General features: G+C 59.8%; 29 protein-coding genes. 5 read left to right on the forward strand and 24 right to left on the reverse strand.

Going from position 1 to position 26,219, the window contains the following annotated elements; translation table 11 throughout:
- Window positions 1-214: 214 nt before the first annotated feature.
- From AZE99_RS13800 to AZE99_RS13860, 12 genes are all read right to left on the reverse strand, one after another.
- Entirely contained in the window at window positions 215-610 is a 396-nt protein-coding gene (locus tag AZE99_RS13800; protein ID WP_067202246.1) for a DUF3168 domain-containing protein, read from the reverse strand.
- On the reverse strand, window positions 607-828 hold the full coding sequence (locus AZE99_RS13805; protein ID WP_067202249.1) for a hypothetical protein: 222 nt from the start codon (window positions 826-828) through the stop codon (window positions 607-609). Before AZE99_RS13805 ends, AZE99_RS13800 begins: the two co-directional genes overlap by 4 nt.
- Window positions 825-1,154, reverse strand: coding sequence for a head-tail adaptor protein (locus tag AZE99_RS13810; RefSeq protein WP_067202252.1), 330 nt, complete (start codon window positions 1,152-1,154; stop codon window positions 825-827). The genes AZE99_RS13805 and AZE99_RS13810 overlap by 4 nt, the downstream gene beginning before the upstream one ends.
- Window positions 1,151-1,696, reverse strand: a complete 546-nt coding sequence (locus tag AZE99_RS13815) for a head-tail connector protein (protein ID WP_231862624.1) — start codon at window positions 1,694-1,696, stop codon at window positions 1,151-1,153. The genes AZE99_RS13810 and AZE99_RS13815 overlap by 4 nt, the downstream gene beginning before the upstream one ends.
- Window positions 1,697-1,813: 117 nt before the next feature.
- Window positions 1,814-2,986: a phage major capsid protein gene (locus AZE99_RS13820; protein WP_067202254.1), complete on the reverse strand. Its 1,173-nt coding sequence runs from the start codon at window positions 2,984-2,986 to the stop codon at window positions 1,814-1,816.
- 119 nt (window positions 2,987-3,105) lie between these two features.
- Window positions 3,106-3,510: an HK97 family phage prohead protease gene (locus tag AZE99_RS13825; protein WP_443027771.1), complete on the reverse strand. Its 405-nt coding sequence runs from the start codon at window positions 3,508-3,510 to the stop codon at window positions 3,106-3,108.
- Between the two features lie 92 nt (window positions 3,511-3,602).
- Window positions 3,603-3,911 (reverse strand): DUF6127 family protein, encoded by a 309-nt coding sequence (locus tag AZE99_RS13830; RefSeq protein WP_067202256.1) that lies wholly within the window; start codon window positions 3,909-3,911, stop codon window positions 3,603-3,605.
- A 277-nt stretch (window positions 3,912-4,188) separates the two neighbouring features.
- A complete protein-coding gene (locus AZE99_RS13840; RefSeq protein ID WP_082788390.1) occupies window positions 4,189-5,325 on the reverse strand; it encodes a phage portal protein in 1,137 nt (378 codons plus the stop codon).
- 108 nt (window positions 5,326-5,433) lie between these two features.
- Window positions 5,434-6,822 carry a DNA-packaging protein gene (locus AZE99_RS13845; protein WP_156472359.1) on the reverse strand — a complete coding sequence of 463 codons (1,389 nt, stop codon included), beginning with the start codon at window positions 6,820-6,822 and terminating at the stop codon, window positions 5,434-5,436.
- Complete coding sequence (locus tag AZE99_RS13850) at window positions 6,815-7,303, reverse strand: hypothetical protein (protein ID WP_067202264.1); 489 nt, start codon at window positions 7,301-7,303, stop codon at window positions 6,815-6,817. The genes AZE99_RS13845 and AZE99_RS13850 overlap by 8 nt, the downstream gene beginning before the upstream one ends.
- Window positions 7,304-7,487: 184 nt before the next feature.
- Entirely contained in the window at window positions 7,488-9,269 is a 1,782-nt protein-coding gene (locus AZE99_RS13855) for a patatin-like phospholipase family protein (RefSeq protein ID WP_067202267.1), read from the reverse strand.
- A gap of 62 nt (window positions 9,270-9,331) precedes the next feature.
- A complete protein-coding gene (locus AZE99_RS13860; protein ID WP_067202270.1) occupies window positions 9,332-10,411 on the reverse strand; it encodes a DUF2855 family protein in 1,080 nt (359 codons plus the stop codon).
- Window positions 10,412-10,559: 148 nt separating this feature from the next.
- On the opposite strand from AZE99_RS13860, the gene AZE99_RS13865 reads away from it, so the two are divergent.
- The 3 genes from AZE99_RS13865 (at window position 10,560) to AZE99_RS13875 (ending at window position 14,309) form a co-directional block, all read left to right on the forward strand.
- Window positions 10,560-12,116, forward strand: a complete 1,557-nt coding sequence (locus AZE99_RS13865; RefSeq protein ID WP_067202272.1) for an alanine/glycine:cation symporter family protein — start codon at window positions 10,560-10,562, stop codon at window positions 12,114-12,116.
- A gap of 163 nt (window positions 12,117-12,279) precedes the next feature.
- Entirely contained in the window at window positions 12,280-12,861 is a 582-nt protein-coding gene (locus tag AZE99_RS13870) for a YqaA family protein (RefSeq protein WP_067202275.1), read from the forward strand.
- Window positions 12,862-12,935: 74 nt separating this feature from the next.
- The gene (locus tag AZE99_RS13875; RefSeq protein ID WP_067203723.1) at window positions 12,936-14,309 is read left to right on the forward strand and encodes a glutamate--cysteine ligase; all 1,374 of its coding nucleotides are present in this window, start codon (window positions 12,936-12,938) and stop codon (window positions 14,307-14,309) included.
- Window positions 14,310-14,422: 113 nt separating this feature from the next.
- Here the strand turns inward: AZE99_RS13875 and dinB are convergent, their stop codons facing one another.
- From dinB to AZE99_RS13890, 3 genes are read right to left on the reverse strand one after another with little or no spacing between them, the layout of a single operon-like run.
- Window positions 14,423-15,529 (reverse strand): DNA polymerase IV, encoded by a 1,107-nt coding sequence (dinB, locus tag AZE99_RS13880; RefSeq protein ID WP_067202278.1) that lies wholly within the window; start codon window positions 15,527-15,529, stop codon window positions 14,423-14,425.
- A gap of 39 nt (window positions 15,530-15,568) precedes the next feature.
- A complete protein-coding gene (locus tag AZE99_RS13885; protein ID WP_067202280.1) occupies window positions 15,569-16,285 on the reverse strand; it encodes a hypothetical protein in 717 nt (238 codons plus the stop codon).
- The gene (locus tag AZE99_RS13890; RefSeq protein ID WP_067202283.1) at window positions 16,227-17,138 is read right to left on the reverse strand and encodes a pentapeptide repeat-containing protein; all 912 of its coding nucleotides are present in this window, start codon (window positions 17,136-17,138) and stop codon (window positions 16,227-16,229) included. The genes AZE99_RS13885 and AZE99_RS13890 overlap by 59 nt, the downstream gene beginning before the upstream one ends.
- Window positions 17,139-17,229: 91 nt before the next feature.
- Here AZE99_RS13890 and AZE99_RS13895 point away from each other — a divergent pair, with 91 nt between their 5' ends.
- Both AZE99_RS13895 and AZE99_RS13900 read left to right on the forward strand, forming a co-directional pair.
- Complete coding sequence (locus AZE99_RS13895; protein WP_067202286.1) at window positions 17,230-18,489, forward strand: multidrug effflux MFS transporter; 1,260 nt, start codon at window positions 17,230-17,232, stop codon at window positions 18,487-18,489.
- Between the two features lie 42 nt (window positions 18,490-18,531).
- Complete coding sequence (locus AZE99_RS13900; protein ID WP_067202289.1) at window positions 18,532-18,966, forward strand: DUF2147 domain-containing protein; 435 nt, start codon at window positions 18,532-18,534, stop codon at window positions 18,964-18,966.
- A gap of 9 nt (window positions 18,967-18,975) precedes the next feature.
- Here the strand turns inward: AZE99_RS13900 and AZE99_RS13905 are convergent, their stop codons facing one another.
- The 9 genes from AZE99_RS13905 to AZE99_RS13945 form a co-directional block, all read right to left on the reverse strand.
- On the reverse strand, window positions 18,976-19,398 hold the full coding sequence (locus AZE99_RS13905; protein WP_067202292.1) for a GFA family protein: 423 nt from the start codon (window positions 19,396-19,398) through the stop codon (window positions 18,976-18,978).
- A 9-nt stretch (window positions 19,399-19,407) separates the two neighbouring features.
- Window positions 19,408-20,418, reverse strand: coding sequence for an SO2930 family diheme c-type cytochrome (locus AZE99_RS13910; RefSeq protein ID WP_067202294.1), 1,011 nt, complete (start codon window positions 20,416-20,418; stop codon window positions 19,408-19,410).
- Window positions 20,419-21,879 carry a parallel beta-helix domain-containing protein gene (locus tag AZE99_RS13915; RefSeq protein ID WP_231862625.1) on the reverse strand — a complete coding sequence of 487 codons (1,461 nt, stop codon included), beginning with the start codon at window positions 21,877-21,879 and terminating at the stop codon, window positions 20,419-20,421.
- 108 nt (window positions 21,880-21,987) lie between these two features.
- Window positions 21,988-22,683, reverse strand: a complete 696-nt coding sequence (locus AZE99_RS13920) for an aspartate/glutamate racemase family protein (protein WP_067202296.1) — start codon at window positions 22,681-22,683, stop codon at window positions 21,988-21,990.
- A 37-nt stretch (window positions 22,684-22,720) separates the two neighbouring features.
- A complete protein-coding gene (locus AZE99_RS13925; RefSeq protein WP_082788393.1) occupies window positions 22,721-24,193 on the reverse strand; it encodes an NAD(P)(+) transhydrogenase (Re/Si-specific) subunit beta in 1,473 nt (490 codons plus the stop codon).
- Window positions 24,193-24,489 (reverse strand): NAD(P) transhydrogenase subunit alpha, encoded by a 297-nt coding sequence (locus AZE99_RS13930; RefSeq protein WP_066743604.1) that lies wholly within the window; start codon window positions 24,487-24,489, stop codon window positions 24,193-24,195. Before AZE99_RS13930 ends, AZE99_RS13925 begins: the two co-directional genes overlap by 1 nt.
- The gene (locus AZE99_RS13935) at window positions 24,489-24,848 is read right to left on the reverse strand and encodes a PH domain-containing protein (protein ID WP_067202299.1); all 360 of its coding nucleotides are present in this window, start codon (window positions 24,846-24,848) and stop codon (window positions 24,489-24,491) included. The genes AZE99_RS13930 and AZE99_RS13935 overlap by 1 nt, the downstream gene beginning before the upstream one ends.
- A 10-nt stretch (window positions 24,849-24,858) precedes the next feature.
- The gene (locus AZE99_RS13940) at window positions 24,859-25,986 is read right to left on the reverse strand and encodes an NAD(P) transhydrogenase subunit alpha (protein ID WP_067202302.1); all 1,128 of its coding nucleotides are present in this window, start codon (window positions 25,984-25,986) and stop codon (window positions 24,859-24,861) included.
- Window positions 25,987-26,002: 16 nt separating this feature from the next.
- Window positions 26,003-26,125 (reverse strand): aa3-type cytochrome c oxidase subunit IV, encoded by a 123-nt coding sequence (locus tag AZE99_RS13945; RefSeq protein ID WP_067202305.1) that lies wholly within the window; start codon window positions 26,123-26,125, stop codon window positions 26,003-26,005.
- Between the last annotated feature and the right edge of the window lie 94 nt (window positions 26,126-26,219).

Genomic DNA, 26,219 nt, shown 5'->3' on the forward strand with positions numbered 1-26,219 from the left:
TCGCGGCAGTTCGCTGCGCGAACGCCTCCGACGGGGCGGGCTTTCGCCCGGCGCGCGGTCGCGCTTGCCTCGCTTTGCTCGGATTAAATCATGATAATTTGCTGAACTGATACCGACGCGAAGCGGAGGCAAGCGCGACCGCGCGTCCGCAGCGTAAGCGAGGATAGCCAAGGGCGCGGATGCGCCCGCCCGGCGCCTGAGGTTAAAATAAATACTATTTCAAAACCCTTGCGCGATATTCGATCAACCCGCTCCACGGGCTCACCGCGCTGCGCAGAATGCGCGTGCGGCGGAAATCGAAGGTGACGATCTGCCAGACATCCGGATCGTCCAGCCCCGGCTCGAGCGCCTCCTCGACCAGCGCCATTATCCGGTGCAGACGCGCCGCCGTCTCACCGTCGTCGTGTACGGTCAGCGCAAGGCTCAACTCGCGGCCGACCCCGCCCTTGTAGCTCCAGTCGAGCGACGCCCCGGTGGCCAGCGCGATATAGGGAAATGCGGCACGCGGCGGCGGACCGTCGAATATGCCGCTGACCAGGCCGGTCAGTTCCGCGTGCGCGCTCAGACTTGCGACGAGTTGCTCCTGCACCGCCTCCAGCGCGCTGCTCATCGCACGGCCCGCATCAGAAAGGCGACATCGCGCAGGCTGCTATTCTCGATCAGCCGCCGCTTCAGCCGCCGGGCTTCAACCCGAATTCCACCAGCCGTTTCGGCGATCCGCACATCGTCTGGCAATTCCTCCGCCAGCGCCGATTTGATTTCGGTTCGGGCGCGGGCCAGCCGCTGCTCGGCAATCGCCTCGCCGCGCTTCTGCAATTTTTCCATCATCGCTTCTCTTCCGCCTGCAATATCGTTTTCGGGATCAGACGGTGCTCCAGAATCACGCTTGAAACGGTCATTATCCGGTCGCCCCAGACCAGCCGGTCGCCCGGCCTGATCACCTGGGTTTCGCGCAGAGTGAACCGCCAGCGCGGCATCGCCGAGCGGCTCTCCGCTTCGCTGGTCGTTGCGCCATGCAAGGCTTCGGCAGCCGCCCAGAAGACGCCCACGGTAAGATATTGCGGTTCGGCGGAGCCCAGCGCATCGCGCCCGACACTCTGCCGCTCGATTGATATGCGTTCGCGCAAGATGCCGGAAAATTCCTGTCCCATCATGCCATCCTCATTCGGCGAAAGGGTCGCCACAAGGCGGTCACGGCGCTTGGCGGACCACCGGCATCAACGCCGTCGCGATTGGCGTAGAGATAGCCCGCCATCCGCACGATCCCTTGGCGCAGGCCGGCAGGCAGTTCGTCCCAGTCCGTCGCCAGACCGGCGCTATAGGTCACGCGGATCCGCGAGCCGCCGTCGCTGCGGTGCAGCCTGATCCAGCCGATACCATCGCTGTCTATGTCGAGCGCATAGTCCTCGACCGCCAGCACCGCCGCAATCCCGTCCGCGCCCATGGCCTCGACCGAAGCAATCGACTGCACCGGCAGCCGCTTCAGCTTCTGCCATTCACGGCGCGCAGGCAATATATCGGTCACAGACCGGATGATAAGCATCTGGCCGGTAAAATCCTCGCACAGCGACGCGGCGCTGCGCAGAAACGCATCGATGGCATCATCATCGGCGAGATGATCAATCCGGATAAATTCCCTGACCTCTGCGATCAGCGCTGCTGGCAAGTCCGGCCAGTCTGCAATGGGGAAGCTCACGGTCGCGGCATCCTTTCAATTATGGTTCGAAATATGCGCCCGTGCCGGATCGAGAGGGGGAGCAATCGGCACGGGCGCGCTGCGCCGAAGCGCAGCAAGGGCTTCAATCAGGAGGTTTTACGACGCGCTGAACTGCATCAGCTTGATCGCTTCCGAATTCATGATCTGTCCGCCGACCCGCCTGGTCGCGTAGAAATGGACGAACGGCTTGTTGGTGAATGGATCGCGCAGGATGCTGGTCGCGCTGCGCTCGGCAATCAGATAGCCGGCGCGGAAATTGCCGAAGGCGATCGACAGGCTGTCCGCGGCGATATCCGGCATATCCTCCGCCTCGACCACCGGATAGCCGAGCAGGGTCGCCGGCTGTCCGTTGGCCAGCGAAGGCTGCCACAGAAATGCGCCATCGGCGGTCTTGAACTTGCGGATATGCGCGAGCGTGCTGCTGTTCATCACGAAGGACGCACCCTGCCGGTAGGCGGGACGGAGTGTGTGGACCAGATCGACCAGCACATCCTCGCTGTCGAAACTGCCCGACGCGCCCGACGGTACATATTGCAGCGATCCGAAGGCCCGCACTTCATCACTCTCGTCGGTCACCGCCGCATTGAGAAAACCGCGCGGCTGGTTGACGCCGGAGCCGCCGACAAAGGCCGCCCCTTCCGCCTGGGCAAATTCACGGGCGATTTCATCGGCAAGCCAGGATTCCACGTCAAAAGCCGCGTCATCCAGCATCGCCTGCGAGGCCGCCGGATTGGCATAAAGCTCGCCGCTCGGCGGCGCGATCTCGTTGAAATCCGGCGTATCAGTTTCCGGACGGCCCGCGGTCTCGCTGACCCAGCCAGAGGGCGTGCCGCCGGTGGTGACCAGCTTGCGATAGCCAGCCGTCCCGGTCTGCACGACCGTCGCAATCGACCGGATCGGCGAGATATCCTTCAGCGTCGCTCCGATCAGCCCGTCGATCTCCTGCGGCACAGCAAAGCCGCCTTCCGGACCGGACGCGCCGGAAAAGCTCTTCAGCTCAACCCCCGCCTGCTCGCCACGGCGGAGATATTTGGCCACAAAATCCTGAGCGGCAGCCGAAGAGGGCATCCCTTTCGCGCCATCCAGCACGGGCCGGGCCGCGGCTTTGGAAAAATCGGACATCTGGCCCTTCAGACCATCAACATCGCCGCGCAAGGTAGCAATCGCCTTGCCATGATTTTCCGTTTCTTCAGCCATCAGCACCGCATCAAAAGATGATTCAAGCGGATCGGCCTTGATTTCCAGTGGGGTTTCGGGAGAGCGTTCCATAATATTCCTTTCCTTGGGTTTTCCTTCAATCGAACGTGAAAATCGCACGGAGGCACAAAGCCACGAAACAGGTCGTTCCTCTTCGTGACTTCGCGTCTTCGCGCGAAAAAAAATCAGAGCTATTCAACCAGATGGACCCGCGCCAATGCCTGCATAGGAGACGTCACCAGCGAAATCTCCGCCACATCCAGATCAAGCAATTCGCGCGGCTGTTCGCCCGCGGCCCGCTTCACGCGATAGCCAAAGCTCAGCCCATTCACCGCCGCACTGGACAACAAGGCCGCAGCATCCCGCCCGGCCTTGGTCGCGGTCGACACCGTCCCGATCACCCGCAACCCGCGCCGGTCTTCGCGGACAAAATCGATGCTGCCGATCCGCCGCATAGGGTCATGTTGCCACAACAGCGGCAAGGACTTGCCTCCCGGGAACGCACCAAACGCGCCGGGCCTTATGATATCCCCGCCCTTGTCGATCCGGTCAAAGATCGCAGCATAGCCAGCGAAGCGCAGGGCACCGGGAATCACTGAAGGAGAATCCGTTCGCCCTGAGCCTGTCGAAGGGCTCTTCCCGGCAAGAGGTGCTTCGACAAGCTCAGCACGAACGGGTTTGTAAACGCTCACGACACCAGGTGCCCCAACCCCAGCCGCATCGCGATCCCGACCAGCAGCAAGGCCAGCACCCCCCGAATTATCCAGCGGATCGCCGCCTTCCACGCGCTCGCCTTGGCGTCGCGCCAGGCGCGGAGCAGTTCGCGCAGCTCGTCAATATCGTCCTGCGCCGTCGGATCGGCCAGCCCGAGCCGGTCGAGCACCCGCACCGCGCCGCTGTCCGTCGCCTCCTCGACAATCGCCCGCAATGTCACCAGATCAGCCCCATCGCCTTCCGCCTGCGCCATCAGGCGGGCAAGCATTTCGTCGTTTTGCATTTTTTTTAAAACTCCGTTTTAACCTCAGGCGCCGGGCGGGCGCATCCGCGCCCTTGGCTATCCTCGCTACGCTGCGGGCGCGCGGTCGCGCTTGCCTCCGCTTCGCGTCGGTTTGAACCTAACCAACAGTTGGATTGCCGAACCGACGCGAAGCGGAGGCAAGGCCGACCGGCCGCCGCGCCTTATGGCGCGAAAGCCAAGGGCGCGGATGCGCCCGCCCGGCGCCTGAGGTTCAATAAAAAACCCGCGCAGCGAACTGCCGCGAGACAAAATAGCGCTACACCCCCAGCATCGCCCGTTTCTCTTCCGGCGACAGAAAATCCGCCTCGCACACCTGTTTCCACAGCCGCTCGCGATCTTCGGACAGCGCCGGGATCTGGTCGCGGTCCACCGCCAGCGCAACTTCCGGCCACCACGCACCCAGCGCACCCGACAAGCCATCCAATATCTTCCCCGCCAGCGGCAGGATCATCAGCCGCCACAGCGCCCGGTTGGCCTCGCGATAATTGGCGTAACTATTGTCGCCGGGCAGTCCAAGCAGCATCGGCGGCACGCCAAAGGCCAGCGCAATCTCCCGCGCCGCCGCCTCTTTCAACGCGACAAAATCCATATCCGCCGGGGTCATGCTCATCGACTGCCATTTCAGGCCACCTTCGAGCAGCATCGGCCGACCGGCATTGCCCGCCCCCGCAAAACTTGCATCCATTTCGGCCTTCAGCCGGTCGAACTGCTCCCCGGTCAGCGCCGATCCATCCGCGCCCGGATCATAGACCAGAGCGCCCGAAGGCCGCGCCGCATTGTCCAGGATCGCCTTGTTCCATTTCGCCGCCGCATTGTGGACCGCGACCGCTTTCGCCGCCGCGCCGAGACAACCGAGACCATAATGATCATCGGTCGGGTGAAAGCCCTTGAGATGCACAATCGCCGGTCGCCCCGTCGCATCCTGCGCCGCAAAGCGCGTGCGATGCTCACCGGCGCGGTAATTATAGGCCACCGGCCAGCCCTTGGCATCCGGCTCGACGGTTATGCGGTCCGGACGAAGCGCGTAGAGCTCCGCCGGCTGATCCTCGTCCCCGAGAATGACCTGCACATAGGCATTGCCATGGAGCAGCAGATGCGCCGCAATGGTCTCCAGCAGTGACTGGCTCGCGCCCGGTCCACCGACCAGGGCCGCAACCTTTTCATCCACCGGCAGCAGCGGCGCACCACCAACTCCCTCGGCAACAATCCGCACCGCGCGCTGGGCAATGGCATTCTCGACATAGGCCTCGCGCACCCTTCCTTCATAAGAAAAAGGCGCGTCCCCCGAAAGAGCCGCGCCACCATAAGTGCCGATATAGGACCGCCCCAAAGGCGGCCGCGCTGGTCCACCCCCGCCCTTGAAGGCGAGCGCGATATTTTCCCAGAATGTCATGTTTGTTCCTTGGTTTTGTAAAATATGCTCCGCACCTGATGCGGAGCCCTCTCGGCGTTCAGTTCCCAACCTCTAGAGCTCCGCATCAAGTGCGGAGCACATAAATCTCTACCGAACCCGTGGCTCCCGCGCCTTGCCCAGCATCAGTTCCGTCAACGCCCAGACCAAAGCATCCGCCCGATCCGGCGACCGCCCCGGCCCTTCATAGCCGCCGCCGACCAGCAGCCCGCACATCTCGTCTTCCAGTTGCGGGAACGCACCGGCATGATGGACGCGGCCATTTTCATAGAGCGCCGCCACCGGTTCCGCCCGCGCGACCTTGCCGCGCGAAGCGTGGACCAGCTTCACCGGCAGCGAAATCTTCGCCGCCTGCAGCACCGATTTAACCATCGCCCCGCCTTGATTGGCTTCGGCAATGACGCGGTCGGCATCATAGCGGTCCGCCGCATCAGCCACCTTGCGTGCCCATGTTTCGGGGCTGGCCTTTTCCACGCTGCAATCGGCCAGCACATAAGCTTTACCATCCGCGCCCAGTCCGGCGACAATGATCCCGCAAGCGTCTCCATTTTTCGATGCCGGCGGGTCGACGCCGATTACGATGCGGGCAAAACCAATCTCCCGTTCGTCTCGAGCGCAGTCGAGAGACCGGTTCGCGCTATCCAAAGTGTCTCGACTTCGCTCGACACGAACGGCATCGCGGCCAACCCGGCACTCCTCAATCATCGCCCTTGTCCACAGCGCGCCCTCGACATCCTCGATCAGCTCGCCATCCAGCTCCTGTCGCCCCAGCCTTGTGCCGCCATAATCCGCCGTCATCGCGGTGAGAAAAGCCACCGGCAAATGCAGATCATTATCCAGAGTCCGGCCTGACGTGATCGCCACCTCTCCACTCACCAACGCCCGCACCAGCGGCACCGGCCGCGGCGTTGTGGTCGCCACCAGTTGCGGCCGGTACCCAAGACGCAAACCCATTTTCAGATTGTCCCAGGCCGCTTCCGCCTGTCCGGCATTGTTCATCCATTTGGCAATCTCGTCGCACCAGCCGTGGCTGTGCTGCGGTCCGCGCAGGCCCTCCGGCTCGGCGGCGGAATAGAGATGCGCCTGCGCGCCATTATCCCAGGTTAGCCGCTTCAGCGACGGTTCCCAGACCGGCCGCTGCTTGGGTGGCGCGATCGATAGCAGACCGCTTTCCCCTTCGACCATCACCGTGCGGGTTTCGGCATAATTGGCCCCGACCAGCGCGAAGCGGGCGCTGCCATCGCCTTCGGCAATGTGGCGCACCCATTCCGCCCCGGCCCGGGTCTTGCCAAAGCCGCGCCCGGCCATGATCAGCCAGACCGACCAGTCCCCTTCGGGCGGCCTCTGTCCGGGTCGCGCCCAGAAATGCCAGCGGTAGAATAATTGCTCCTGTTCCTGCCGGCTCAGCGAAGAAAAAAATATGTTGCGCTCCCGCGCGGTCCATTGGGCAAATAGCTCCGCCTCGGAGATATCATTCATCATTGTCGGACGTCGGCTGCTTTCCCTCTCCTTCGGCCAGCGCCCGCCGGCGCAGCAGCTTCATCCGCATGTCTCCCAGTTTGCGGTCCAGATCGATGCGCACCTGCTCGGGATTGATATCATCCTCGATCGCGCGGGCCAGCGCCACCATCTGCTTGTGCGCCAGCAATAATTTGACGCCGATACCGTCATTATATTGTCTTACCGTCGCCACTTGCTTGCCCTCATGGAACACAGGTTTGTCGACGCCATTGCGGGCGCGGTCGAGCAGATCCATTTCAAGCAGCTCATAGCCGGCGGCGAGCGAACGCATCCATTGCCGGAAAAACTCCGGATCCCGCTCACGCCAGCTATAAACAGTCGACACCGCAACACCGGCAGCCTTCGCCGAATTCGCCACATGCGAGCTTATCGCAAGCTCTTTCAGGAACTTCAGCTTGCGCCTGTTGTCATAACATCCCCTGACTTCTGATTTTGGCATAATATACTCCGCACCGGATCGACGCGAACCGTCCGACCACAAAAAAGGGCCTTCCGGTCAGAACGGCCCCGCCTGTCCGGTGGGGTCATTCAGAGCCGGTCGGCCCGAATCACAATTTCGCGATGTTCCTGATATGTACCTAAACAGCGTGACGATGTCAAGCTATTTTAACCTGTTTGGTAAATTACTCCCCGAGATCCATGGTCGGAATGACCTGTTCGCCGATATAATCCGCCGCCATATCCGCCAGTTCCCGGCCAAGATGCCAGTCGAGTATCTGCATGTCGGCGATGATCGGCGGATTCACCAATATATCCTGCTCGCCGAGCATTTCCTTCGATGCCATCCGGCTGGCGACCACCATCGAACGCGACATGATCTCGACAATCGACGGGAATTCCACAGCTCGCTTGCGGCGCAGTATCACGTCGCGCAGCAGGCTCCAGCGCCCGCGGATATCATCATAAAGAGCATCGGTGCGCCAGACCTCGTTCGGGTCACCCAGAGACACCACGATATTCGGCCCGGCCTTGAGCCCGTGCATCACCTTGACCGGGACATTGTCGAGCACGCCGCCATCGACCAGAATATTGCCGTCACTATCGATAAATGGTGGCAATATGGTCGGCAGGGAACCCGAAGCCCGGACACATTCCCACAACGGCCCCCGCCGGTGGACATGCAGACCGTTGGTCGAGAGATTGGTCGAGACGCCGAAGAAATTGATCGGCTGGTCGGCAATATCCCTGGTGCCGTAACGGGTTCTCAGTTCGCTGTCGAACACCGTCGGATCGAGCAGCGAGTAGATCGGCAGGGTCAGCCGCTTCATCGCCTTGGCATGGATGAACATCGCCTCCATCTGGTCGAGCGTTTCGTCGACCGACATGCCGCGCGCAATCGCTCCGCCCATCGCCGCGCCAGCACTGGCACCGCCGATAAAGTCGATCGGAATCTCGGCCTGCTGCAGTGCCTTGATCACGCCGAGATGGGCACAGCCCAGGGCGCCACCACCGGCCAGCACCACGCCAACTGCCCTGCCGGTCAGGAACCGGGCGACCTTGGTAAAATCCGCATCATTGTCGAGCGCGACATGATGGTGCAGCTTGGGAGCGCGCGGATCAATCCAGTCACCACTGTGGCTGATCGTCTTGCCGCCGTTCGAACGGAGCAGCAGCAACGTGCGTTGCGGTTCCGCAATCCAGCGCATCGCCGATATTTCCATCGCATTGGGCTCGGGATCCGCCCGGCCGGACCGCCCCACCATCACCAGCGCATCGGCATTGCGGCAGACCATCTGACCCCAGTCGTCCGAGCCACTACCGTCGATCAGCACATAGGCACCCTTGGCTTCCTGATCCGCGAGCCATGACTGATATTCATGAGCATCCGCTGCCTCGCTCGTCGCCCGGTCGATCGGCACCACCGGTGTTTCCGCCCGGACCACGGCTTCAAAGGCGCCCGCCAGCCGCGCCAGAAAACCGTCGGGCAATTTGCTGTTTCCGGCTGGCAATAAGGCAATTACACGAGGGTTTTTTGATAAGATGGAAGATGTCCGTGCCGTCGCCACTGCCAGCCGTTCTGAAACCAGCTTGAGCATGGCCACGTTCAGCTGGGGATGGCGCAGAGCAATCTCGTCAAAGGCCTGCCGCGATACGTCCAGCACCGAAGAATCGCGCATGGCGATGACATCGGCGGTGCGCTTGCCGCCAGCAAAAAAGGCCAGCTCACCCACCGCTTCGCCGGTTTCGATATGCGCGACAATCCGCTTCTTGTTGACCACCACCCGGAACCGGCCGGATTCGACAAAATAGAGCGCATCGGCGTCTTCACCCTGACGCACCAGCGCTTCGCCGCCGGCAATTCGCCGCATCTCCGAGACCGATTGCAAAGCCTCCAGAGCCTCTGGCGCCACCCCGTCAAAAAGAGCGTGTCGGCTCAGGTCCGGCTTTTCAGTTGGTTCAGCCACGCAAAACTCCCCCCGTTGGTGCGACCCATCAGAGAAACGTATCCAGTCTTATTTCACCATAATCAAGCCTGCGCCTGATCCATCTGGCACATCAAGCCGCGACTGGGTGCAACCTCATTGGCGAGCATCGCGAGATAGGCAGATTGCAGAGCCTCCGGTCCCGCAATATCCTCGATCGTCAGATAGGCGCTCGCCCCTTTGACGAATGCAGAAAATTGCTCATCGACCCGCGCCCGAAACGCCGCCGGACCGATTTCCTTCATCAGGCTCTCGGCTGCGGTAGGCGCAAAGAAAAGCTCGGCTTTCGGCCCCGGCAGATCACTGGCACCCCCGCGTTCTTCGACATGGGTCGCGCCAACCAGCGAACTATATTTCAGATTGTCGCCCCAGTGCGCATGGATAGCGGCGAGCAACTGACCGTTACCGGCAAAGTCGACCGACACGGTCGGCGTACCCGCATCGGCGGCCGAGAGATCATCATAGGTCAGAACCTCGTCATAAAGCCCCGATTTCTCGACAAAAGCCTTGTTCCCCGTCGAGGTCAGGCCAATGCGCCTGATCGTCGGACTCAGGTTTTTCGCAACCATGGCCAGACCCAGTGAGGTTTTCGAAGACGCACTGGTCATCAGCAATGCCTCTGCCCCGAACCAGTCGTTCGACCGCATGAAATGTTCGATCAGGAAGCTGGTGGTGAACAAAGGCTGGAAGATCGCGCGCTCCGCTTCAAGCGGACTCTCGTCCGTTCCCAGCCGGTGATATTGATTATAGATGATCGCCAGTCCCTGCCGGTGCGCCGCGCCGTCGATGAAGCCGCCATCCTGGACATTGGCTGGCGTCACCAGCAAATGGCTCGCCATCGGCAAATAGCCGTAAACCCGTTCACCCACGGCAATATCGGCATTTTCCGAAGCGACGACCTTGGCAAAGCCCCAGACCGGAACAATGCCCCATTGGTCATCGCCGGTAGGAAAGAAATTCCAGTAGCCAAAGCCGTCACCGACCACGGCATAAGTGATATTATTCGCCGTCAGCGCATATTTTTCAACGGCGAGCAAAATCTGGCCATCTGCCAGAACCGGTGCCTCGCTGTCGTGCCATTGCGTTTGCGCCAGATCATTTTTCTTCACCCACAGGCTTTGCATCTTTCAGACTCCATCCGATTTTCCGGTTTCAGGCCAGCATAAGGGCTCGCGGCCATTTGGCAAAAGCATTTGCCAAAAACCGCCCGCCTGCTAATCCTGCCCCCGATTATGGAATTTGCGCGTCCACGCGCCATCGGGGAGAATTTTTGTGAGTGCAGCACCGGCTTTGATTGATCAAGTGACCGCGGTGTCGGATTTAATCTGGCTCGGAATGTGGAACGACCAGCCGGTCTTGCCGGTAATGGGCCAGCCCATTCCTCCGATGGTCATCATCCTTCTCGGTGCCGGGCTATATTTCATGATCGGCCTGAAGGGCTATCCGCTGCGCAACCTGTTCCCCGCCATGGCCGGCTTGTTCAAGAAGTCCAAGGTCCCGGGCGCCGGTGAGATATCTCCCTTTGCAGCCCTGTCCACAGCGCTCTCCGGTCAGGTCGGCACAGGCAATCTGGCCGGCGTCGCCACAGCCATCACGCTGGGTGGGCCAGGAGCGATCTTCTGGATGTGGATCACGGCCCTGTTCGGCATGGCACTGGCTTTTGCCGAAGGTTCGCTGGCGGTACGGTTCCGCTCGCAGGCAGCGGACGGCACCTATCGCGGTGGCCCGATGACCTATATCACTCTTGGCCTTGGTCCGAAATGGATCTGGCTGGCGGTTCTGTTCTGCCTCGGCGCCCTGTTTTCGGCTCTGGTAACCGGCAACGGAATTCAGGCGCAAAGCCTGGGGACATCAGCCAACCAGCTATTTGGCGTAGAACCATGGGTCGGCGGCGTCGTCGCGGCGGTTGCTGTTTTCACCGTCATCATCGGCGGCGTAAAGTCGATTGGCCGGGTAGCAGAAACCATCGTCCCGTGGATGGCCGGCGCTTATTTGCTGATGGCACTGATTGCCATCATATTGAACATTGGTGACATGCCCGAAACATTTTCGCGCATTTTTGCTGGTGCCTTCGGCTATGACGCAGCGTCTGGCGGCTTTCTTGGCGCGATGATCATGATCGCGATCCGCTCCGGTGTCGCGCGCGGCCTGTTCTCCAACGAAGCCGGTCAGGGTTCGACCCCGATTGCCCATGCCGTCGCGCAAACCAATGATCCTGCCGCCCAAGGCCGCTTCGCGATGATGGGTACATTCATCGATACCATCGTCATCTGCACGATGACGGCTCTGGTCATGCTCACGGTCGAAGGAAGCTTTGTCCACACGCTTGAAAATGGCACGACGGAAATTGTCAAACATGCGTGGCAGTCGGATCTGAACGGTTTTGAAATGACCTCGGGCGCGTTCGCCGCGGCTTTCTCACCCGAATTGCTGGGCGTTCCCATCGGCACGCTCATCGCCTCGATCGCGCTGATCCTGTTCGTCTTCACAACCTTGCTCACCTGGAGCTATTATGGCGAACGGGCGATCACCTATCTCTATGATCTGGTGCCCGGTTCGTCGCTGCAGGGCGAGAAAGTCCTGCACGTCCTGTGGCGGATTCTCTGGTGCATCGTCATCTATTTCGGTTCCTTTGCGGATCTCGAAACCGTCTGGCGTCTGGGCGACATTTCCAACGCAGTCATGACTCTCCCCAATATCGTTGCTCTGCTGGCGCTGTCCGGTGTGGTCTTCGCGCTGGCAAAAGGCGATCGCGCCGCCGGCACCGACCATGGCCGCGAGACTCCGAAGGAATTGCTGGAAGAGATCACCGGCGCACCCGGTCACTAGATGGTGGGTTTTTGGCGCGACGGCGAATTGGCTGTGCTTCACTTCGCTCGATATCATCTCCAACAAACCGAGCGAAGCGAGGCAAGCGCGACCGCGCGCCCGAGCTTATGCGAGGGAAGCCAAGGGCGCGGATGCGCCCACCCGGCGACTGAGGTCTAAAAAAATGCTCAAACGCCTATACGAATGGATGCTCGACAAGGCCGCGCATCGGCAGGCCCCGAAATGGCTGGCCGGAATCAGCTTTGCCGAATCCAGCTTCTTCCCGATCCCGCCCGATGTCATGCTGGCCCCCATGTGTCTGGCAAAACCCGAGCGCGCCTATTGGTACGCGCTGGTCTGCACCGTCGCCTCGGTTCTCGGCGCACTGCTCGGCTATGCCATCGGCTATTTTGTCTTTGAGACCGTCGGCATGCCGATCCTCGAATTTTACGGTGTCACCGAAAAATTCGATATTTTTGCTCAGAATTTCAACGAACAGGGCTGGGTCGTCGTCCTGCTGGCCGGCTTCACGCCACTGCCGTTCAAGGTGATCACCATCGCTGCCGGCAGCACCGCCATGCCGCTCCATATCCTGATCGGCGCCGCCATTATCGCCCGTTCTGCTCGCTTCTTTCTGGTCGCTGCCCTGCTCCGCTATTTCGGACCGCCGATGAAGGACTGGATCGACAAGAATTTCGCTCTCGCCACCACTGTCGTCGGCATCCTCTTCGTCGGCGGCTTTGCCGCCGTCAGCTGGTTCCTGTGACAAGGAACAAAAGCTTTCAGCGGAACAGCTTTTTTTCAGTAGCCCAGCCGCTGATCATTTTCTAAGGCTGGATGATGAGCACAAGACAGGTTTCCGACAGCAACGATCCCGTGATCGAAAATATCGACCAGTTGATCGAACCCATGGTCCAGGGCGAAAAGCCGAAGGACCGCTGGCGGATCGGCACCGAGCACGAGAAATTCGTCTATTCCACCACCGACCATCATGCCCCCAGCTATGATGAACCCGGCGGCATCAGGGACCTGTTGCTGGCGATGCAGGAATTTGGCTGGAAGCCGGTCGAAGAAGGCGGCAAGGTCATCGCCATGTCCGGCAGTGACGGCGCGATCAGCCTGGAACCCGCAGGCCAGCTGGAACTCTCCGGTGCGCCACTGGAAAACCTGCACGAGACCTGCAACGAAACCGGTCGCCATTTGCAGCAGGTGAAGGCGATTGGCGAGAAGACCGGTACAGGTTTCCTCGGCATGGGCATGTGGCCGGACAAGACCCGCGCCGAATTGCCGATCATGCCCAAGGGCCGCTACCAGATCATGCTCAATCACATGCCGCGCGTCGGCAATCTCGGCCTCGACATGATGCTGCGCACCTGCACCATCCAGGTCAATCTCGACTATGGTAGCGAAGCCGACATGGCGCAGAAATTCCGCGTCGGTCTCGCGCTGCAGCCGCTGGCCACCGCGCTGTTCGCCAATTCGCCCTTCACCGAGGGCAAGCCCAACGGCTACCAGAGCTTCCGCAGCCATATCTGGTCGGACACCGACCCGCACCGCACCGGCATGCTGCCCTTCGTGTTCGAAGAGGGTTTCGGCTACGAACGCTATGCCGAATATATGCTCGACGTACCGATGTATTTCGTCTTCCGCGACGGCAAATATATCGACGCCGCCGGCCTCAGCTTCCGCGATTTTCTCAAACGCAATCTCTCGGTTCTGCCCGGCGAGAAACCGACCATGTCCGACTGGACCGACCATCTTTCCACCGCCTTCCCGGAAGTGCGCCTGAAAAGCTTCCTCGAGATGCGCGGCGCCGATGGCGGCCCCTGGAACCGGATCTGCGCCCTGCCAGCCTTCTGGGTCGGCCTGCTCTACGACCAGACCGCGCTCGACGCCGCCTGGGACAGGGTCAAGGGCTGGAGCATGGAAGAGCGCGAGGCGCTGCGCAACGCCGTACCCAAGCTCGGACTCGATACGCCGATCCCCAATGGTCAGACGTTGAAGGACCTGGCCAAAGAAATCCTCGACATATCATCGGCTGGCCTGACCGCGCGCAACCGCCTGAACACCAGCGGCGACAATGAAAGCGGCTTTCTCGATCCGCTGCGCGAAGTGGTCGCCAAAGGCAAATCACCGGCGGCGCAACTGCTCGAGCGCTATCACGGCGAATGGAACGGCGATGTCAGCCGGGTCTATGACGAGATGAGTTTCTGATCACCCTCACTGCGCGTCGCACAGGTTTGTGCTCCGCGCTCGACGCGGAGCCCTGCCGGCAAAAATGCGCTCGTTGAAACGAAGAACTCCGCATCAACTGCGGAGCACAGGCGCTAAAATTCGAACGCAGGCTGATCGTCGCTTTGCTCAGACACAGCCGCTGCCTCCGCGCCTTCCAGATTGCCGAGCGTCAACCCAAGCAACCGTACGCCATTTTCCACAGGCATGATACTCGCCAGCAAGTCCCGGCCGATCTTCGCGAATTCATTCTTGTCCGCGACATAATGATCCACTGAATGCGACCGGGTGACCTGCCGGAAGTCGGCATATTTGGCCTTCAGCGTCACCGTCCGCCCGCGCGCCTCGCATTTCTCGATACTGTTCCAGACGATATCAATGATCGTCTCGAACGCGTCGTGCATATCGCTGTCGCTGACCAGATCATCGCCATAAGTCCGCTCGCCGCCGACCGATTTGCGAATCCGGTTGGACCGCACTTCGCGATGATCGACGCCACGCGAGGCGCGAAATAGATAGCCCGCCGACTTGCCGAAATGCTGACTGAGGAAATCCTGCGACTGCGCGCGCAGATCGGCGCCGGTGTGAATATCCAGCTTCGCCATCCGCTCCGCCGTCTTCGGACCAACGCCGTAGAAACGCCGCACCGGCAGCCCGGCGACAAAATCCGCACCCTGATGCGGCTTGATCACGCAAATTCCGTCCGGCTTGTTCTGGTCGGAAGCAATCTTGGCGATGAACTTGTTATAGCTCACCCCGGCGCTGGCGGTGAGACCGGTCTGTTTTTTGATCTCGGCCCGGATCATCTCGGCGATCCTTGTGGCATTGCCGATCCCCATCTTGTCCTCGGTGACGTCGATATAGGCCTCATCCAGCGACAGCGGCTCGACCAGATCGCTGTGCATGCGGAATATCGCCCGGATCTGCTGCGACACCTCGCGATAGACCTCGAACCGGTGCTTGACGAAAATCAGATCGGGACAGCGCCGCTTGGCAGTGACCGAAGCCATGGCCGATCGCACCCCATATTTGCGCGCTTCATAGGAAGCCGCCGCGACAACGCCGCGCTTCGACGAACCGCCGACCGCCACCGGTTTGCCGCGGAGTTCGGGAAAATCCCGCTGCTCGACGCTGGCGAAAAACGCATCCATGTCGATATGGATGATCTTGCGCTGAAGCAGATCGGGCGTGGAATCGGACATGGCCTCATTCTAGCGCCTGTTTCGCCACTTGGGGAGCGACTACATTTCCTCGTTCAGCGATTTCCGATAGCGTTCGACCAGCGCCTCGCTGACATTGGCGCGGATGGTCTCGCCAAAACTGGCGCGCATGCCGCAGCTCATATAATCTCCTGCCTCGGGATATTTTTCATAATCCGGCCGGCCATCCGCAAATATCTCCAGCCGGCCATCCAAGATCCGGAAAATCGGGATAGCGGCGCCTTCCGATACCGGGATATACCAGCCCGATTTCCTGTCGAAATAGAGATGCGAGGCGTAGATGCTGCACAAATGCGCATTGGCCCCCACCGCGCTGGCCCTGATCGCGTAAAGCCCGTCATCCCCGCGCTCGATCAAGATCTCGGTCATCGAGGCACCAACGAGGGAGGGGGCGATTTTGTCGAACAGGCCCGTCTGGACGAATGCAGCGGGGAGCGGCAGCACATCGTCAACAAACAAGCTTGCCTCGCCGCGCGCCAGCCAGTCTTGTTCGCCCAGCAGAGCGAGCAGCTGCCCCTTGCGCAAGCTGTAGCTTTCGCGGATGCAATCCACCGGATATTCTGCCGCACTGCAAAGATTGCGCTGTTTCATCCAGGTTCGCTGGCCTGCCTTGCTTCCGGCATCAATTGCCTTTGCGCGCTGATACAGGGTTGCAATTTCCCGATCCGCGGCACGCAGTTCACTGGCATGTTCGCCGCAAATTTCCTGCTCGACCCTGCTCGCCCTTGCCGCAGTCAAATGACGGGCGCGCCTCCACCATCTTTTGTGCGGCGTTTCCGACCACCAGTTGCCGCGCTTCTTCGGCGGTCAGGCTGACATCGCTGTCGCCCCCGCGCAGGATCACGGTGCCGTCAAAATCGCTTTTCGCCAGATAGGGCAATTGGCGGGGCCCGATAATCGTCTGGTCGATCCGGGCACCGGCGAGGTCGACAGCGTGCAGACCAAAGCTGTGCAGCGTGGCATCGGTGAAATCCGCGCCCCTGGCGGTCATCTTTGCGCCGCCCTTATAGACCGGACAGCCGTCCTCCACCGTGATCCCGCATGCAAAGGTGAAGCCGTTCATATGGGCACCGTCGAGATCCCATCCCTCGATGCTGCCATCGAACCAGCCGCCATCGAAACGGCCATGGGAAAAATCGGCACCCTTGGCCGTGACATTTTTCAAGCCGGCGTTGCGGAACAGGACGCCGGGCATGATTGCGCCGCTCATATTGGCACCAGTCAGATCGGACTTGATGAACCCGGCCCCGGGTGCATGCGCGCCGGCGAAGCTCGCACCCGCCAGTGCACTCTCTTCAAAGCAGATGCCGGCCAACATGGTCCCGGCGAAATCCCAGCCGGTAAAATTGCCGCCCTTGACGATCAGGACATCCACTGTCCGCTGGTCGATCATGCGCAAGAAACCGGACAGCGATTTTATTTGCTGGCCGTCGATTTCACGCGGGGCAATGTCCGGCTTCTCCTCGCCCCATATATCACCCGACACCGAAATGCAGCTGGGCGATACCGGCGCGGTTTCCGCCCGCACAGCGGCTGTCCCCGCCAGCGCCAAGCCAATCAGTGCAAGCTGGGAAACCCATAGCTTGATCATCCCATTTTCCCTCGATTTCGGAGCCCGGCAGAGGCGCAAGCTTTTCATTTATACTATAGCCACACTCGCCTGATCTTGCCATAGGCCACCGGTGCAACGCAAAGCTCTCCCATTTCCGATTGGCCGTCTCGAACTCACCTTCCTGATGGCGAGCCTGATGGCCCTGAACGCGCTGGCCATCGACATCATGTTGCCCGGACTGGGTTTCATGTCCGATGACTTCGCGCTGCCGTCGGTCAATGACCGGCAATGGGTCATCACCTCCTATATATATGGCATGGCTATCGGTTCGATCCTCCACGGTTCGCTCGCCGATCGCTTCGGACGCAAGCCGGTCCTGCTGGTGTGCACCCTGATATATGTGGCCTTCGCCATATTCTGTGCATTTGCCTGGGATTATCAGCTGCTGCTGATCGGCCGCTTCGTCCAGGGGCTGGCCGCATCGGCAATGGGCGTGCTGGTCAACAGCATCATCCGCGATCGCTATGAAGGCGACGAGATGGCGCGATCCATGTCCACCATCATGATGGTGTTCATGATCGTGCCAATCACCGCGCCGCTGCTCGGGCAAATGGTGCTGCTGGTGGCGCCGTGGAACGGAATATTCGTCGTTCTCGCAGCAGCCGGGCTGGCGGCCTTTCTATGGGTATTGTTCCGACTGCCCGAGACATTGCACCCCGACGACAAGACGCCGATCCATCCGAAGGCGATCGGCTCGGCATGGTATCAGGTCATCTTCAATCGCAACAGCTTTGGCCATGTCCTGGCGAGCGGCCTGATGATGGCCCCACTGTTCGCCTATATCGCTTCGGCGCAGCAGATATTTTTCGACATTTTCGATGCCGGGGATATTTTTGTCTTCGTCTTCGCACTCAATGCCGCCGCCATGTCGCTCGGAAATTTCGCCAATAGCCGGATCGTCATGCGTTTCGGCGCGCGGCGGGTGTCGCAATCGGCGCTGATATGCTTCATCCTGGTCTCGATCATCCACTTCATCCTCGCGATGACGGGCGGCATCAATATCTGGACCTTCTCGGCCCTGCTGGTGCCATCCATGGCCATGGTGGGTCTGACCGGCGCCAATTTCAGTTCGATCGCAATGCAGCCCTTCGGCAAGATCGCCGGAGTCGCTTCATCCTTCCAGAATTTCGCCCGATCCACTCTGTCGGCGGTGATCGGCGCATCGATCGGCCTGCAGTTTGACGGCACGGTGCGGCCGATAGCCATCGGCTTTCTGGTCTGCGGTATTGCATCGCTAGCGCTGATTTTCTGGGCCGAGGAAGGCCGATTATTCCGGCGCGTTCAGATTGGCGTAACCCGGGACGCTCTAGCAAAGATTGACAGTCTATAGGCGAAAGCTGGTAATATCGGCTGCGCGCAAAGGAGCCCGACCATGTCGATACTAACCCCCGCTAAAATAGCCGCCTGCCTGATCCCCGCCGCGATGACCTTCGCCACCCCCGCGCTGGCTGCGGATTCGATTCACGGCGACTGGATCACCCAGGAACGGGACGCCATCATAAAGATCTCGAAATGCGGAACGACCGTTTGCGGCCGCATCTACAAATATCTGGTCACTCCGCCCAACGGCCCCGGCCAGAAGGACATCAACAATCCCGACAAGAAACTGCGCAATCGCACCCTGCTCGGCATGGCGATATTGACCGGCTTCAAGCCCGATGGCGATATCTGGCGCGGCAAGGTCTATGATCCGAAAAGCGGCAAGACCTATCGTTCGGAAGTCAGCCTCAACTCTCCCAACAAGCTGAAGATGAAAGGCTGTATCGCCTTTTTCTGCCAGGGCCAGGACTGGACCCGGGCGAAATAGACCTTCCCTTCATTCCGCAACCTTCGCGCCGCCTCGACCCTCTAACCACCGATCCTTGGCGGGGACATCAACCCACTGGTGCCGTTCGCTCTCCCAGACGCTGCGCGACGGGGCTGGCAGATCATCTCCTTCAAAGCAGCCGGTCGCGATACCAATACCATCTGGATGAAAAGGCGTCAGCCAATAGACCGTGGTACCGCAATCCGGACAAAAACGGTTCTCAAACGGCGAACCACTCGCACCCGTTCTCACATAGGGGTTTGATTTTCCTGCAATTTTGTAGTCACTCAGCTTGAAATAGGCACCAACGCCGAAGGGCGCACCGGTCCGCTGCTGACAGCCGCGACAATGGCACATCACCACCGCATAAGGTTCACCGCTCGTTGTGATCTGCAATTGGCGGCAATGGCAATGGGCGATTCTGCTGGTCATTGACTGTCCCTATTCCATCTCCGCGATCCACTGACTCAGCAACGCCACGCCCTCTTCATGCACCATTGTCCGCCCCACTTCCGGCATGGAGATCCCCGCCTCAAGGCTGTTCAGCCGGTAGATCATGATGCTGCCATCCGGGTCACCGGGGGCAATGTCGAAATCATGGGTGCCGCTCCCCCGCCCCGCCGCAACCGGGCGCTTGTGGATGCCGACGCGGACCGGCATGCTCTCTTCATAGGTCAGGAACAGGCCGGAGTTGCTCGCCGAGCCGTTGATATTGTGACAATGGGCGCAATTGACATCGAGATAGCCGCGCGCGCGGTCTTTCAATGGCGCGCTGGTCTCACCCCAGACTGGCACGCGGTAATCCACTTCGGGAACCGCGTCGATCAGACCCAGCCGGGCAAATTCCGCGAGCTGCCCGTCATGGGTCAGATTACGCGCCTTCGGCCCGATCGGCGTCACCGCTCCCGACAAGGCATGGCATTCCTTGCACTGGTTCTTGTTGGGCACACCGTAATTTATCGAACGCTCCTGCCCCGAAGGGTCGGTGAAGGTGACCGGAATGCGCGCGCCCGCAATTTTCAGCGTCGCTTCGGTCTGCTCTGCATTCCACACATAAGGCAGCGCCAGCCAGCCGTCGGCGCGGTGCAGCAGCACTCTGGTCTCGAGCAGCATTGGCTTGCCGTCACGCTCATAGCCAAAGCTCTTGATCAGCGCCGATCCCACCGGGAAATCGAGCAACCCGTCGCCACTGGCCTTCGCCTGCTGTCCTTCCGGCACATAGATGAACCGGTATTTTTCCGCATAGTCGGTAAACAGCGGCATGTTCAGCCGATAGGCCACAACCCGGTCATTGGGCCGCCAGCCGGAGGCATCCCTGAAAAAGCGATAGTCTGACAGAACCCGCGGCAAGCCGTCGGACAGGATCACATCGTCCGCAACTCCCGCCGGTTCGCGCGCACCCGCCGAAAAGGCGAGAACCACTATCGCGCACGCAGAAACCAGCCAGCGCATCTATTTGATCGCGTCTTCCATCGCCTGCGGCAGAGTGATCGGCTTAAGCTGCCGACCGTCAAACGGCTCGCTGGCTCCCGCCACCAGTGTTGGCCTCGCTTCGGTCAACGGCTGCCCGGCCTTGGTCAGACCCAGGGACAGGATTGCGACATCATCGCCGATCAGGATATTCTCACCCGTACCATCCTCGATAATCGGCGGAATCGCGCCACCAAATGCGGCCTTCAGCTCGGCGCCACCGGGGAAGACCGGCTTGTAGCCCGCGCGGCCATGATCATTTTCAAACACCCGCACACCAATCGGCTTCGGGTTATAATTGGGGTCCTTCTGCTCCTTGCTATAGGAGACGATCAGGATATTGCCGGTGCCATTTTCAGCAAAGCGGTTTTCGAATACTTCCACTTCATAATGCGACATCACCATGACGCCCATGCCAGCGGGGACCTCGGCGACGATATTGCCTGCGGGAGCGAAATTGGGGGTATTATTGTCGACCACGATATTGTCGAACACCCGGACATTGCGGCCACCCTGTTTCGGAATATTCGGCAGATCGAACACCAGGATGCCACCGGTGTTATTGACCGCGACATTATTATAGACGTCCGCGCCGATACTGTTCTCGATCTCGATCCCGGCAACATTGAACCTGGCCACGCTGTTGCGGACAATGATATTTTCCGACTGGCCGACATAAATCCCGGCATCGGAAGAGCCGATCGTGATCACGCTGTCGACCAGAACATTGCTGCTTTCGACCGGATAGATCGCATAAGCACCATTTTCGGCATGCGGCCCGCGGGTCCATTCGACCCGGACCTTGTAATAGACGATATTGTCCGCGCCCTTCGACTTGATACCATCGCCCTTGCTGTCCTCGATCGCGAAATCGCGCAGCACAACATGATCCGATGTCACCAGCAGGCCTTCGCCTGCGCCCAGCTGCCCGGCGAAATTCAGCACCGTCTGGTCCATGCCGGCGCCGCGGATAGTGACATTGTCAACGTCGAGAGAGAGACCATCGACCAGGTCAAAGCGACCGGCGCCCAGTTCCACCACATCGCCCGGTTCGGCGAGGATCAGTGCTTCCTGCAGTCTTTCCTGCGCATCGGCACCAGGGGCGACAGTGACGGTTTTTGCGAGTGTCGGGGCGCTAAGGCACAGCGCGGTGGCGAACAAAAGACCTTGTTTCAGCCATTTGGAAGCATCGGCACGGAGCCGAGTTTGGCTCGGCGCGAGGCGCGAGGAGGGAGCAATGTCATACATTGTGACCGACGAGCAACGCTGCGCCGGGCCAAACTCGGCCCGCCCCTTCGGGGTCGTGGTGGGAAGCCCGCTGGCGGCGTCGCGACGATTGCACGGGCAACCAGCCCGCGCTGCCCGCCGTTCCTTGCCAGCGGGCTTCCCACCACGATGACGACGTTTCCAAATGGCTGAAACAAGGTCTAAACTGCGGATCATATCTCTCTCCTCCAGGAAAGAGCCATGATGCCGTAAAATCAGGCGGATGCCAAGAGCATTGACATGAATGTCAGTAGATTGGGAAAAGTCGAAGTTTAGGCCGGAATTCTAGGCCTCTGCGAGAACCCAATCGATCGCCGCATCGGCATGAATTTCGGTGCTGTCGTAGATCGGCAGGATATTCGCCTTGGTATCGATGATCAGGTCCAGTTCCGTAGAGCCCAGGACCACCGCCTCGACATCGCCCTTGGCGATATTGGTGATATAGGTTTTCATTGTCCGTTCGGATTCGCGCTTGGCCTGATTGAACATCAGCTCTTCGTAAATGATCCGGTCGATTTCCTCGACCCGCTCGTCATCCGGCGGAGTCAGGGTTATGCCCTTGCCGACGAGGCGCTTGCGGTAGAAACCCTCGGTCATCACATTGCGGGAACCGAGCAAGGTCGCCGTCTTTATGCCATCGGCGACCATCTTGTCGCCCACGCAATCGGCAATATGAAGGATCGGCACGCCCACTTCCGGCTGCACCTGATCATAAATTTTGTGCATCGCATTGGAACAGATCAGCACCGCGGTCGCGCCGCTATGCTCCAGCCGCTTGGCTGCTCGGGTCATCAGGCCAGCCGCCGCATCCCAGTCATCATCCGACTGCAACCGGGCATAGTCACTGAAGTTCACGCTTTCGATCAGCATGTGCGGGCTGGAAAAACCACCCAGCCGCTTTTGCACGATACTGTTGATCCGCGTGTAATAGCTGGCGGTCGATACCCAGCTCATCCCGCCAATCAGGCCAATTTTACGCATTGAAATTACAATCCCCGAAAATATTCGAAATCGGCGTCTAAAGCGCCTTTACGATTTCCTCGCACATTTTCTTCGCATCGGAAAGCAACATCATGGTCTGGTCCATATAAAAGACCTCGTTGTCGACCCCGGCATAGCCGACGCCGCCCATCGAACGCTTGACGAAGAAGATGGTCTTGGCCTTTTCGACATCGAACACCGGCATCCCGTAAATCGGCGACCCCTTGTCGGTTTTCGCCGCCGGATTGACCACGTCATTCGCGCCGATGATGAAGGCTACATCGGCCTGGGCAAATTCGCTGTTGATATCTTCGAGCTCGAAAACCTCGTCATAGGATACATTGGCTTCGGCGAGCAGCACATTCATATGACCCGGCATACGGCCGGCCACCGGGTGGATCGCATATTTGACGCTGACACCCTGTTCTTTCAGCATGTCGCCCATTTCACGCAAGGCATGCTGGGCCTGCGCCACGGCCATGCCATAGCCTGGAATGATGATCACGCTTTCGGCCTGTTTCATCATATAGGCAGCATCTTCTGCCGAACCACGCTTCCACGGACGGTCGATCTTGGCCGCGCCATCGCTGCTCGCCGCTTCCGCGCCAAAGCCGCCGGCGATCACGCTGATGAAGCTGCGGTTCATCGCCTTGCACATGATATAGGACAGGATCGCGCCGGACGAACCGACCAGAGCGCCGGTAATGATCATAGCGGTATTGCCAAGCGTGAAACCCATCGCTGCCGCCGCCCAGCCGGAATAGCTGTTCAGCATCGACACCACGACCGGCATGTCGGCGCCGCCGATCGGGATGATCAACAGGAAGCCGATCAGGAAGCTCAGCCCGACAATAGTCCAGAAAATCGCGCCCGTACCGACGGTCGGCGCAATGGCGAAATAGGCAGTCAGTCCGATGATCCCGGCGAGCACGCCGAGATTGATGACATGACGCAGCGGCAGCATGATCGGCGCGCCCGACATATTGCCGTTGAGTTTCAGGAAAGCGATAACCGAACCGGAGAAGGTGATCGCACCAATGGCAACGCCAAGGCCCAGCTCGACACGGCTGACGGTCAATATTTCACCCGTCGCATCCAGGATGCCGAATGCACCGGGATTGAGATAGGCGGCGATACCGACCAGCACGGCGGCCATGCCGACCAGCGAGTGGAAAGCGGCAACCAGCTGCGGCATATCGGTCATCGCAATGCGGCGCGCGGTAAAGAAACCGATCGCGCCGCCAATGGCGATCGCGCCGGCAATTTCCGGCAGGCTGGCAATGCTGTGGGTCCACAGGGTCGTGACCACGGCAATCAGCATACCGGCCATGCCGAAACGGTTGCCCGTCCGGCTCGATTCTGGCGACGACAGGCCGCGCAGGGCGAGAATGAAAAGCACGCCCGCAATCAGATAGGCCGCTGCGACCCAGGGGTTTACCGGTTCACCGGACGAAGCAAGCGCCGGAGTCGAGAAGAGCAGCGCGGCGGCGCCAATCAATGCGTATCGCATTATTTGCGCTCCTTTTTCTTGTACATCGCGAGCATCCGCTCGGTCACGGCAAAGCCGCCAAAAATATTCACGCTCGCCAGCACCACCCCGACCAGACCCAGCCATTTGGCGGTCTGCCCGCCATCAGCCTGCGATCCCGCCGCCGCCGCAATCAGCGCCCCGACAATGATCACCGAGCTAATCGCGTTGGTCACCGCCATCAGCGGCGTGTGTAGGGCCGGGGTCACCGACCAGACGACATAATAGCCGACAAAACAGGCCATCACGAAAATTGATAAAATTGAAATAAAGTCCATTATCGTTCCAGTTTGTCTGCCATTAATTTTTGCATCGCATCTACATCGGAATTTCGTCCGATTTTAAATTCAATCGGGTTCCGGCCCGAAAGATAGATTTTGATTTCGGCGTCGAGGTCAAAAGTTCCAGCACTTTCAATCGAATATGCAGTGATCGATCGATAAGGCACCGTCAGATATTCTTTTTTGCTGCCGGTGATCCCTTGCACGTTCACGTAAATCACCCTCCAAGAGGTGAATGCAATCCAGTCCCGGACAGTTTTGAAAACTACTACCACATCTTCGGCATCGGTGAGCGCATGTCCGTGCTTCGCGATAAAATCTGCCGGATCACCGGTTGTTGCGTTGAGTAGCCCCATAGCTATTTCCTCACCCCAGCAACCGCTCGTTCACGACCTTGCCATCCTTGGTAAGCCGTATGCCAATCGTCACTTCATCGTCATCGGGCAGCACCGGCCTTTTGGCCTCTTCATCCCAATAGGCGCTGAGGAAATTATAAAGATTGCGCGAAAATAGTGCCGAGCTGTCTGCTGCCATCATCGCCGCGATATTGCTCGCGCCGATGATCTTGACGCCATGTTTCTCTACCACTTCGCCGGCGACAGCGCCTTCGACATTACCACCTTGCTCCGCCGCAAGATCAACGATCACGCTACCGGTCCGCATGGTCGCGATCTGCGCGTCCGAAATCAGCCGCGGCGCGGCGCGGCCGGGGATCAGCGCGGTGGTGATCACGATATCCTGCTTGGCAATATGGCTGGACACCAGTTCGGCCTGCGCCTTCTGATATTCCTCGCTCATTTCGGTGGCATAGCCGCCCGAGCCTTCGCCCTCGATGCCTTCGACCGATTCAACGAAGATCGGTTTCGCGCCAAGCGACTGGATCTGTTCCTTGGTGGCGCTGCGCACATCGGTCGCGCTGACCTGTGTGCCAAGACGCCGGGCCGTGGCAATCGCCTGCAATCCGGCGACGCCGACACCCATGACAAAACAGCGCGCGGCCGAAACCGTGCCCGCTGCGGTCATCATCATCGGGAAGACCCGGCCATATTCATTCGCGGCCATCAGCACGGCCTTGTAACCCGACAGATTGGATTGCGAGGAGAGGATATCCATCGATTGCGCGCGGGTGATCCGCGGCATGAATTCCATCGCCAGCGCATCAATGCCCAGCTTTGCATATGCGTCGACCCGCTCGCGCTCGCCAAAGGGATTGAGGCTGGCAACCAGCCATGCGCCTTTCTTGATGCCCTTCAGAGATTGCGGTGAAGGACCCTGCACTGCCAGAACAATGTCGGCATCCTTCAGAACGGCGGCGCGCGTTCCGATTGTCGCACCCATGTCCTGATAATCCTTGTCAGCAACAGCGGCAGATTCGCCCGCACCCTTTTCAACCGCCATGGTGGCGCCGAGAGCTATGAACTTCTTGACCGTTTCAGGCGACGCACTGACGCGCGCTTCGCCGTCGGCGAGCTCCTTCAATACCGCAATTTTCACACTAGATTCCAATTCGTTAGGAAATGAGTATAACCACCAATATTGCTACAATAGCGGTTAGGATCGTTCCGACCTTCAGCATCGACAGGAATTTCGCGTAGGTTTCCTGTGCCGTGCCCAAATTATTATTCGCTGTCATGATTTCCCCAAATTTTCATTCTGAACTGACGCGAGGTGTAACCCTATATGTGCGACTGCTCAAGTCCTACCCACCGTCATTTTCGATAGAATAT

The organism is Sphingorhabdus sp. M41 (assembly GCF_001586275.1).
In the GTDB taxonomy this organism is placed as follows: domain Bacteria; phylum Pseudomonadota; class Alphaproteobacteria; order Sphingomonadales; family Sphingomonadaceae; genus Parasphingorhabdus.

What these genes read in the sequence shown, in the direction of transcription:
- AZE99_RS13910 (WP_067202294.1), bottom strand. Translation starts at nt 20,418, where the DNA reads ATGCGCTGGCTGGTTTCTGCGTGCGCGATAGTGGTTCTCGCCTTTTCG.
- AZE99_RS13915 (WP_231862625.1), bottom strand. Translation starts at nt 21,879, where the DNA reads ATGATCCGCAGTTTAGACCTTGTTTCAGCCATTTGGAAACGTCGTCAT.
- dinB (WP_067202278.1), bottom strand. Translation starts at nt 15,529, where the DNA reads ATGTCCGATTCCACGCCCGATCTGCTTCAGCGCAAGATCATCCATATC.
- AZE99_RS13890 (WP_067202283.1), bottom strand. Translation starts at nt 17,138, where the DNA reads ATGATCAAGCTATGGGTTTCCCAGCTTGCACTGATTGGCTTGGCGCTG.
- AZE99_RS13805 (WP_067202249.1), bottom strand. Translation starts at nt 828, where the DNA reads ATGATGGAAAAATTGCAGAAGCGCGGCGAGGCGATTGCCGAGCAGCGG.
- AZE99_RS13875 (WP_067203723.1), top strand. Translation starts at nt 12,936, where the DNA reads ATGAGCACAAGACAGGTTTCCGACAGCAACGATCCCGTGATCGAAAAT.
- AZE99_RS13930 (WP_066743604.1), bottom strand. Translation starts at nt 24,489, where the DNA reads ATGGACTTTATTTCAATTTTATCAATTTTCGTGATGGCCTGTTTTGTC.
- AZE99_RS13810 (WP_067202252.1), bottom strand. Translation starts at nt 1,154, where the DNA reads ATGATGGGACAGGAATTTTCCGGCATCTTGCGCGAACGCATATCAATC.
- AZE99_RS13925 (WP_082788393.1), bottom strand. Translation starts at nt 24,193, where the DNA reads ATGCGATACGCATTGATTGGCGCCGCCGCGCTGCTCTTCTCGACTCCG.
- AZE99_RS13820 (WP_067202254.1), bottom strand. Translation starts at nt 2,986, where the DNA reads ATGGAACGCTCTCCCGAAACCCCACTGGAAATCAAGGCCGATCCGCTT.
- AZE99_RS13870 (WP_067202275.1), top strand. Translation starts at nt 12,280, where the DNA reads ATGCTCAAACGCCTATACGAATGGATGCTCGACAAGGCCGCGCATCGG.
- AZE99_RS13860 (WP_067202270.1), bottom strand. Translation starts at nt 10,411, where the DNA reads ATGCAAAGCCTGTGGGTGAAGAAAAATGATCTGGCGCAAACGCAATGG.
- AZE99_RS13905 (WP_067202292.1), bottom strand. Translation starts at nt 19,398, where the DNA reads ATGACCAGCAGAATCGCCCATTGCCATTGCCGCCAATTGCAGATCACA.
- AZE99_RS13845 (WP_156472359.1), bottom strand. Translation starts at nt 6,822, where the DNA reads ATGAATGATATCTCCGAGGCGGAGCTATTTGCCCAATGGACCGCGCGG.
- AZE99_RS13935 (WP_067202299.1), bottom strand. Translation starts at nt 24,848, where the DNA reads ATGGGGCTACTCAACGCAACAACCGGTGATCCGGCAGATTTTATCGCG.
- AZE99_RS13800 (WP_067202246.1), bottom strand. Translation starts at nt 610, where the DNA reads ATGAGCAGCGCGCTGGAGGCGGTGCAGGAGCAACTCGTCGCAAGTCTG.
- AZE99_RS13900 (WP_067202289.1), top strand. Translation starts at nt 18,532, where the DNA reads ATGTCGATACTAACCCCCGCTAAAATAGCCGCCTGCCTGATCCCCGCC.
- AZE99_RS13850 (WP_067202264.1), bottom strand. Translation starts at nt 7,303, where the DNA reads ATGCCAAAATCAGAAGTCAGGGGATGTTATGACAACAGGCGCAAGCTG.
- AZE99_RS13920 (WP_067202296.1), bottom strand. Translation starts at nt 22,683, where the DNA reads ATGCGTAAAATTGGCCTGATTGGCGGGATGAGCTGGGTATCGACCGCC.
- AZE99_RS13840 (WP_082788390.1), bottom strand. Translation starts at nt 5,325, where the DNA reads ATGACATTCTGGGAAAATATCGCGCTCGCCTTCAAGGGCGGGGGTGGA.
- AZE99_RS13945 (WP_067202305.1), bottom strand. Translation starts at nt 26,125, where the DNA reads ATGACAGCGAATAATAATTTGGGCACGGCACAGGAAACCTACGCGAAA.
- AZE99_RS13830 (WP_067202256.1), bottom strand. Translation starts at nt 3,911, where the DNA reads ATGCAAAACGACGAAATGCTTGCCCGCCTGATGGCGCAGGCGGAAGGC.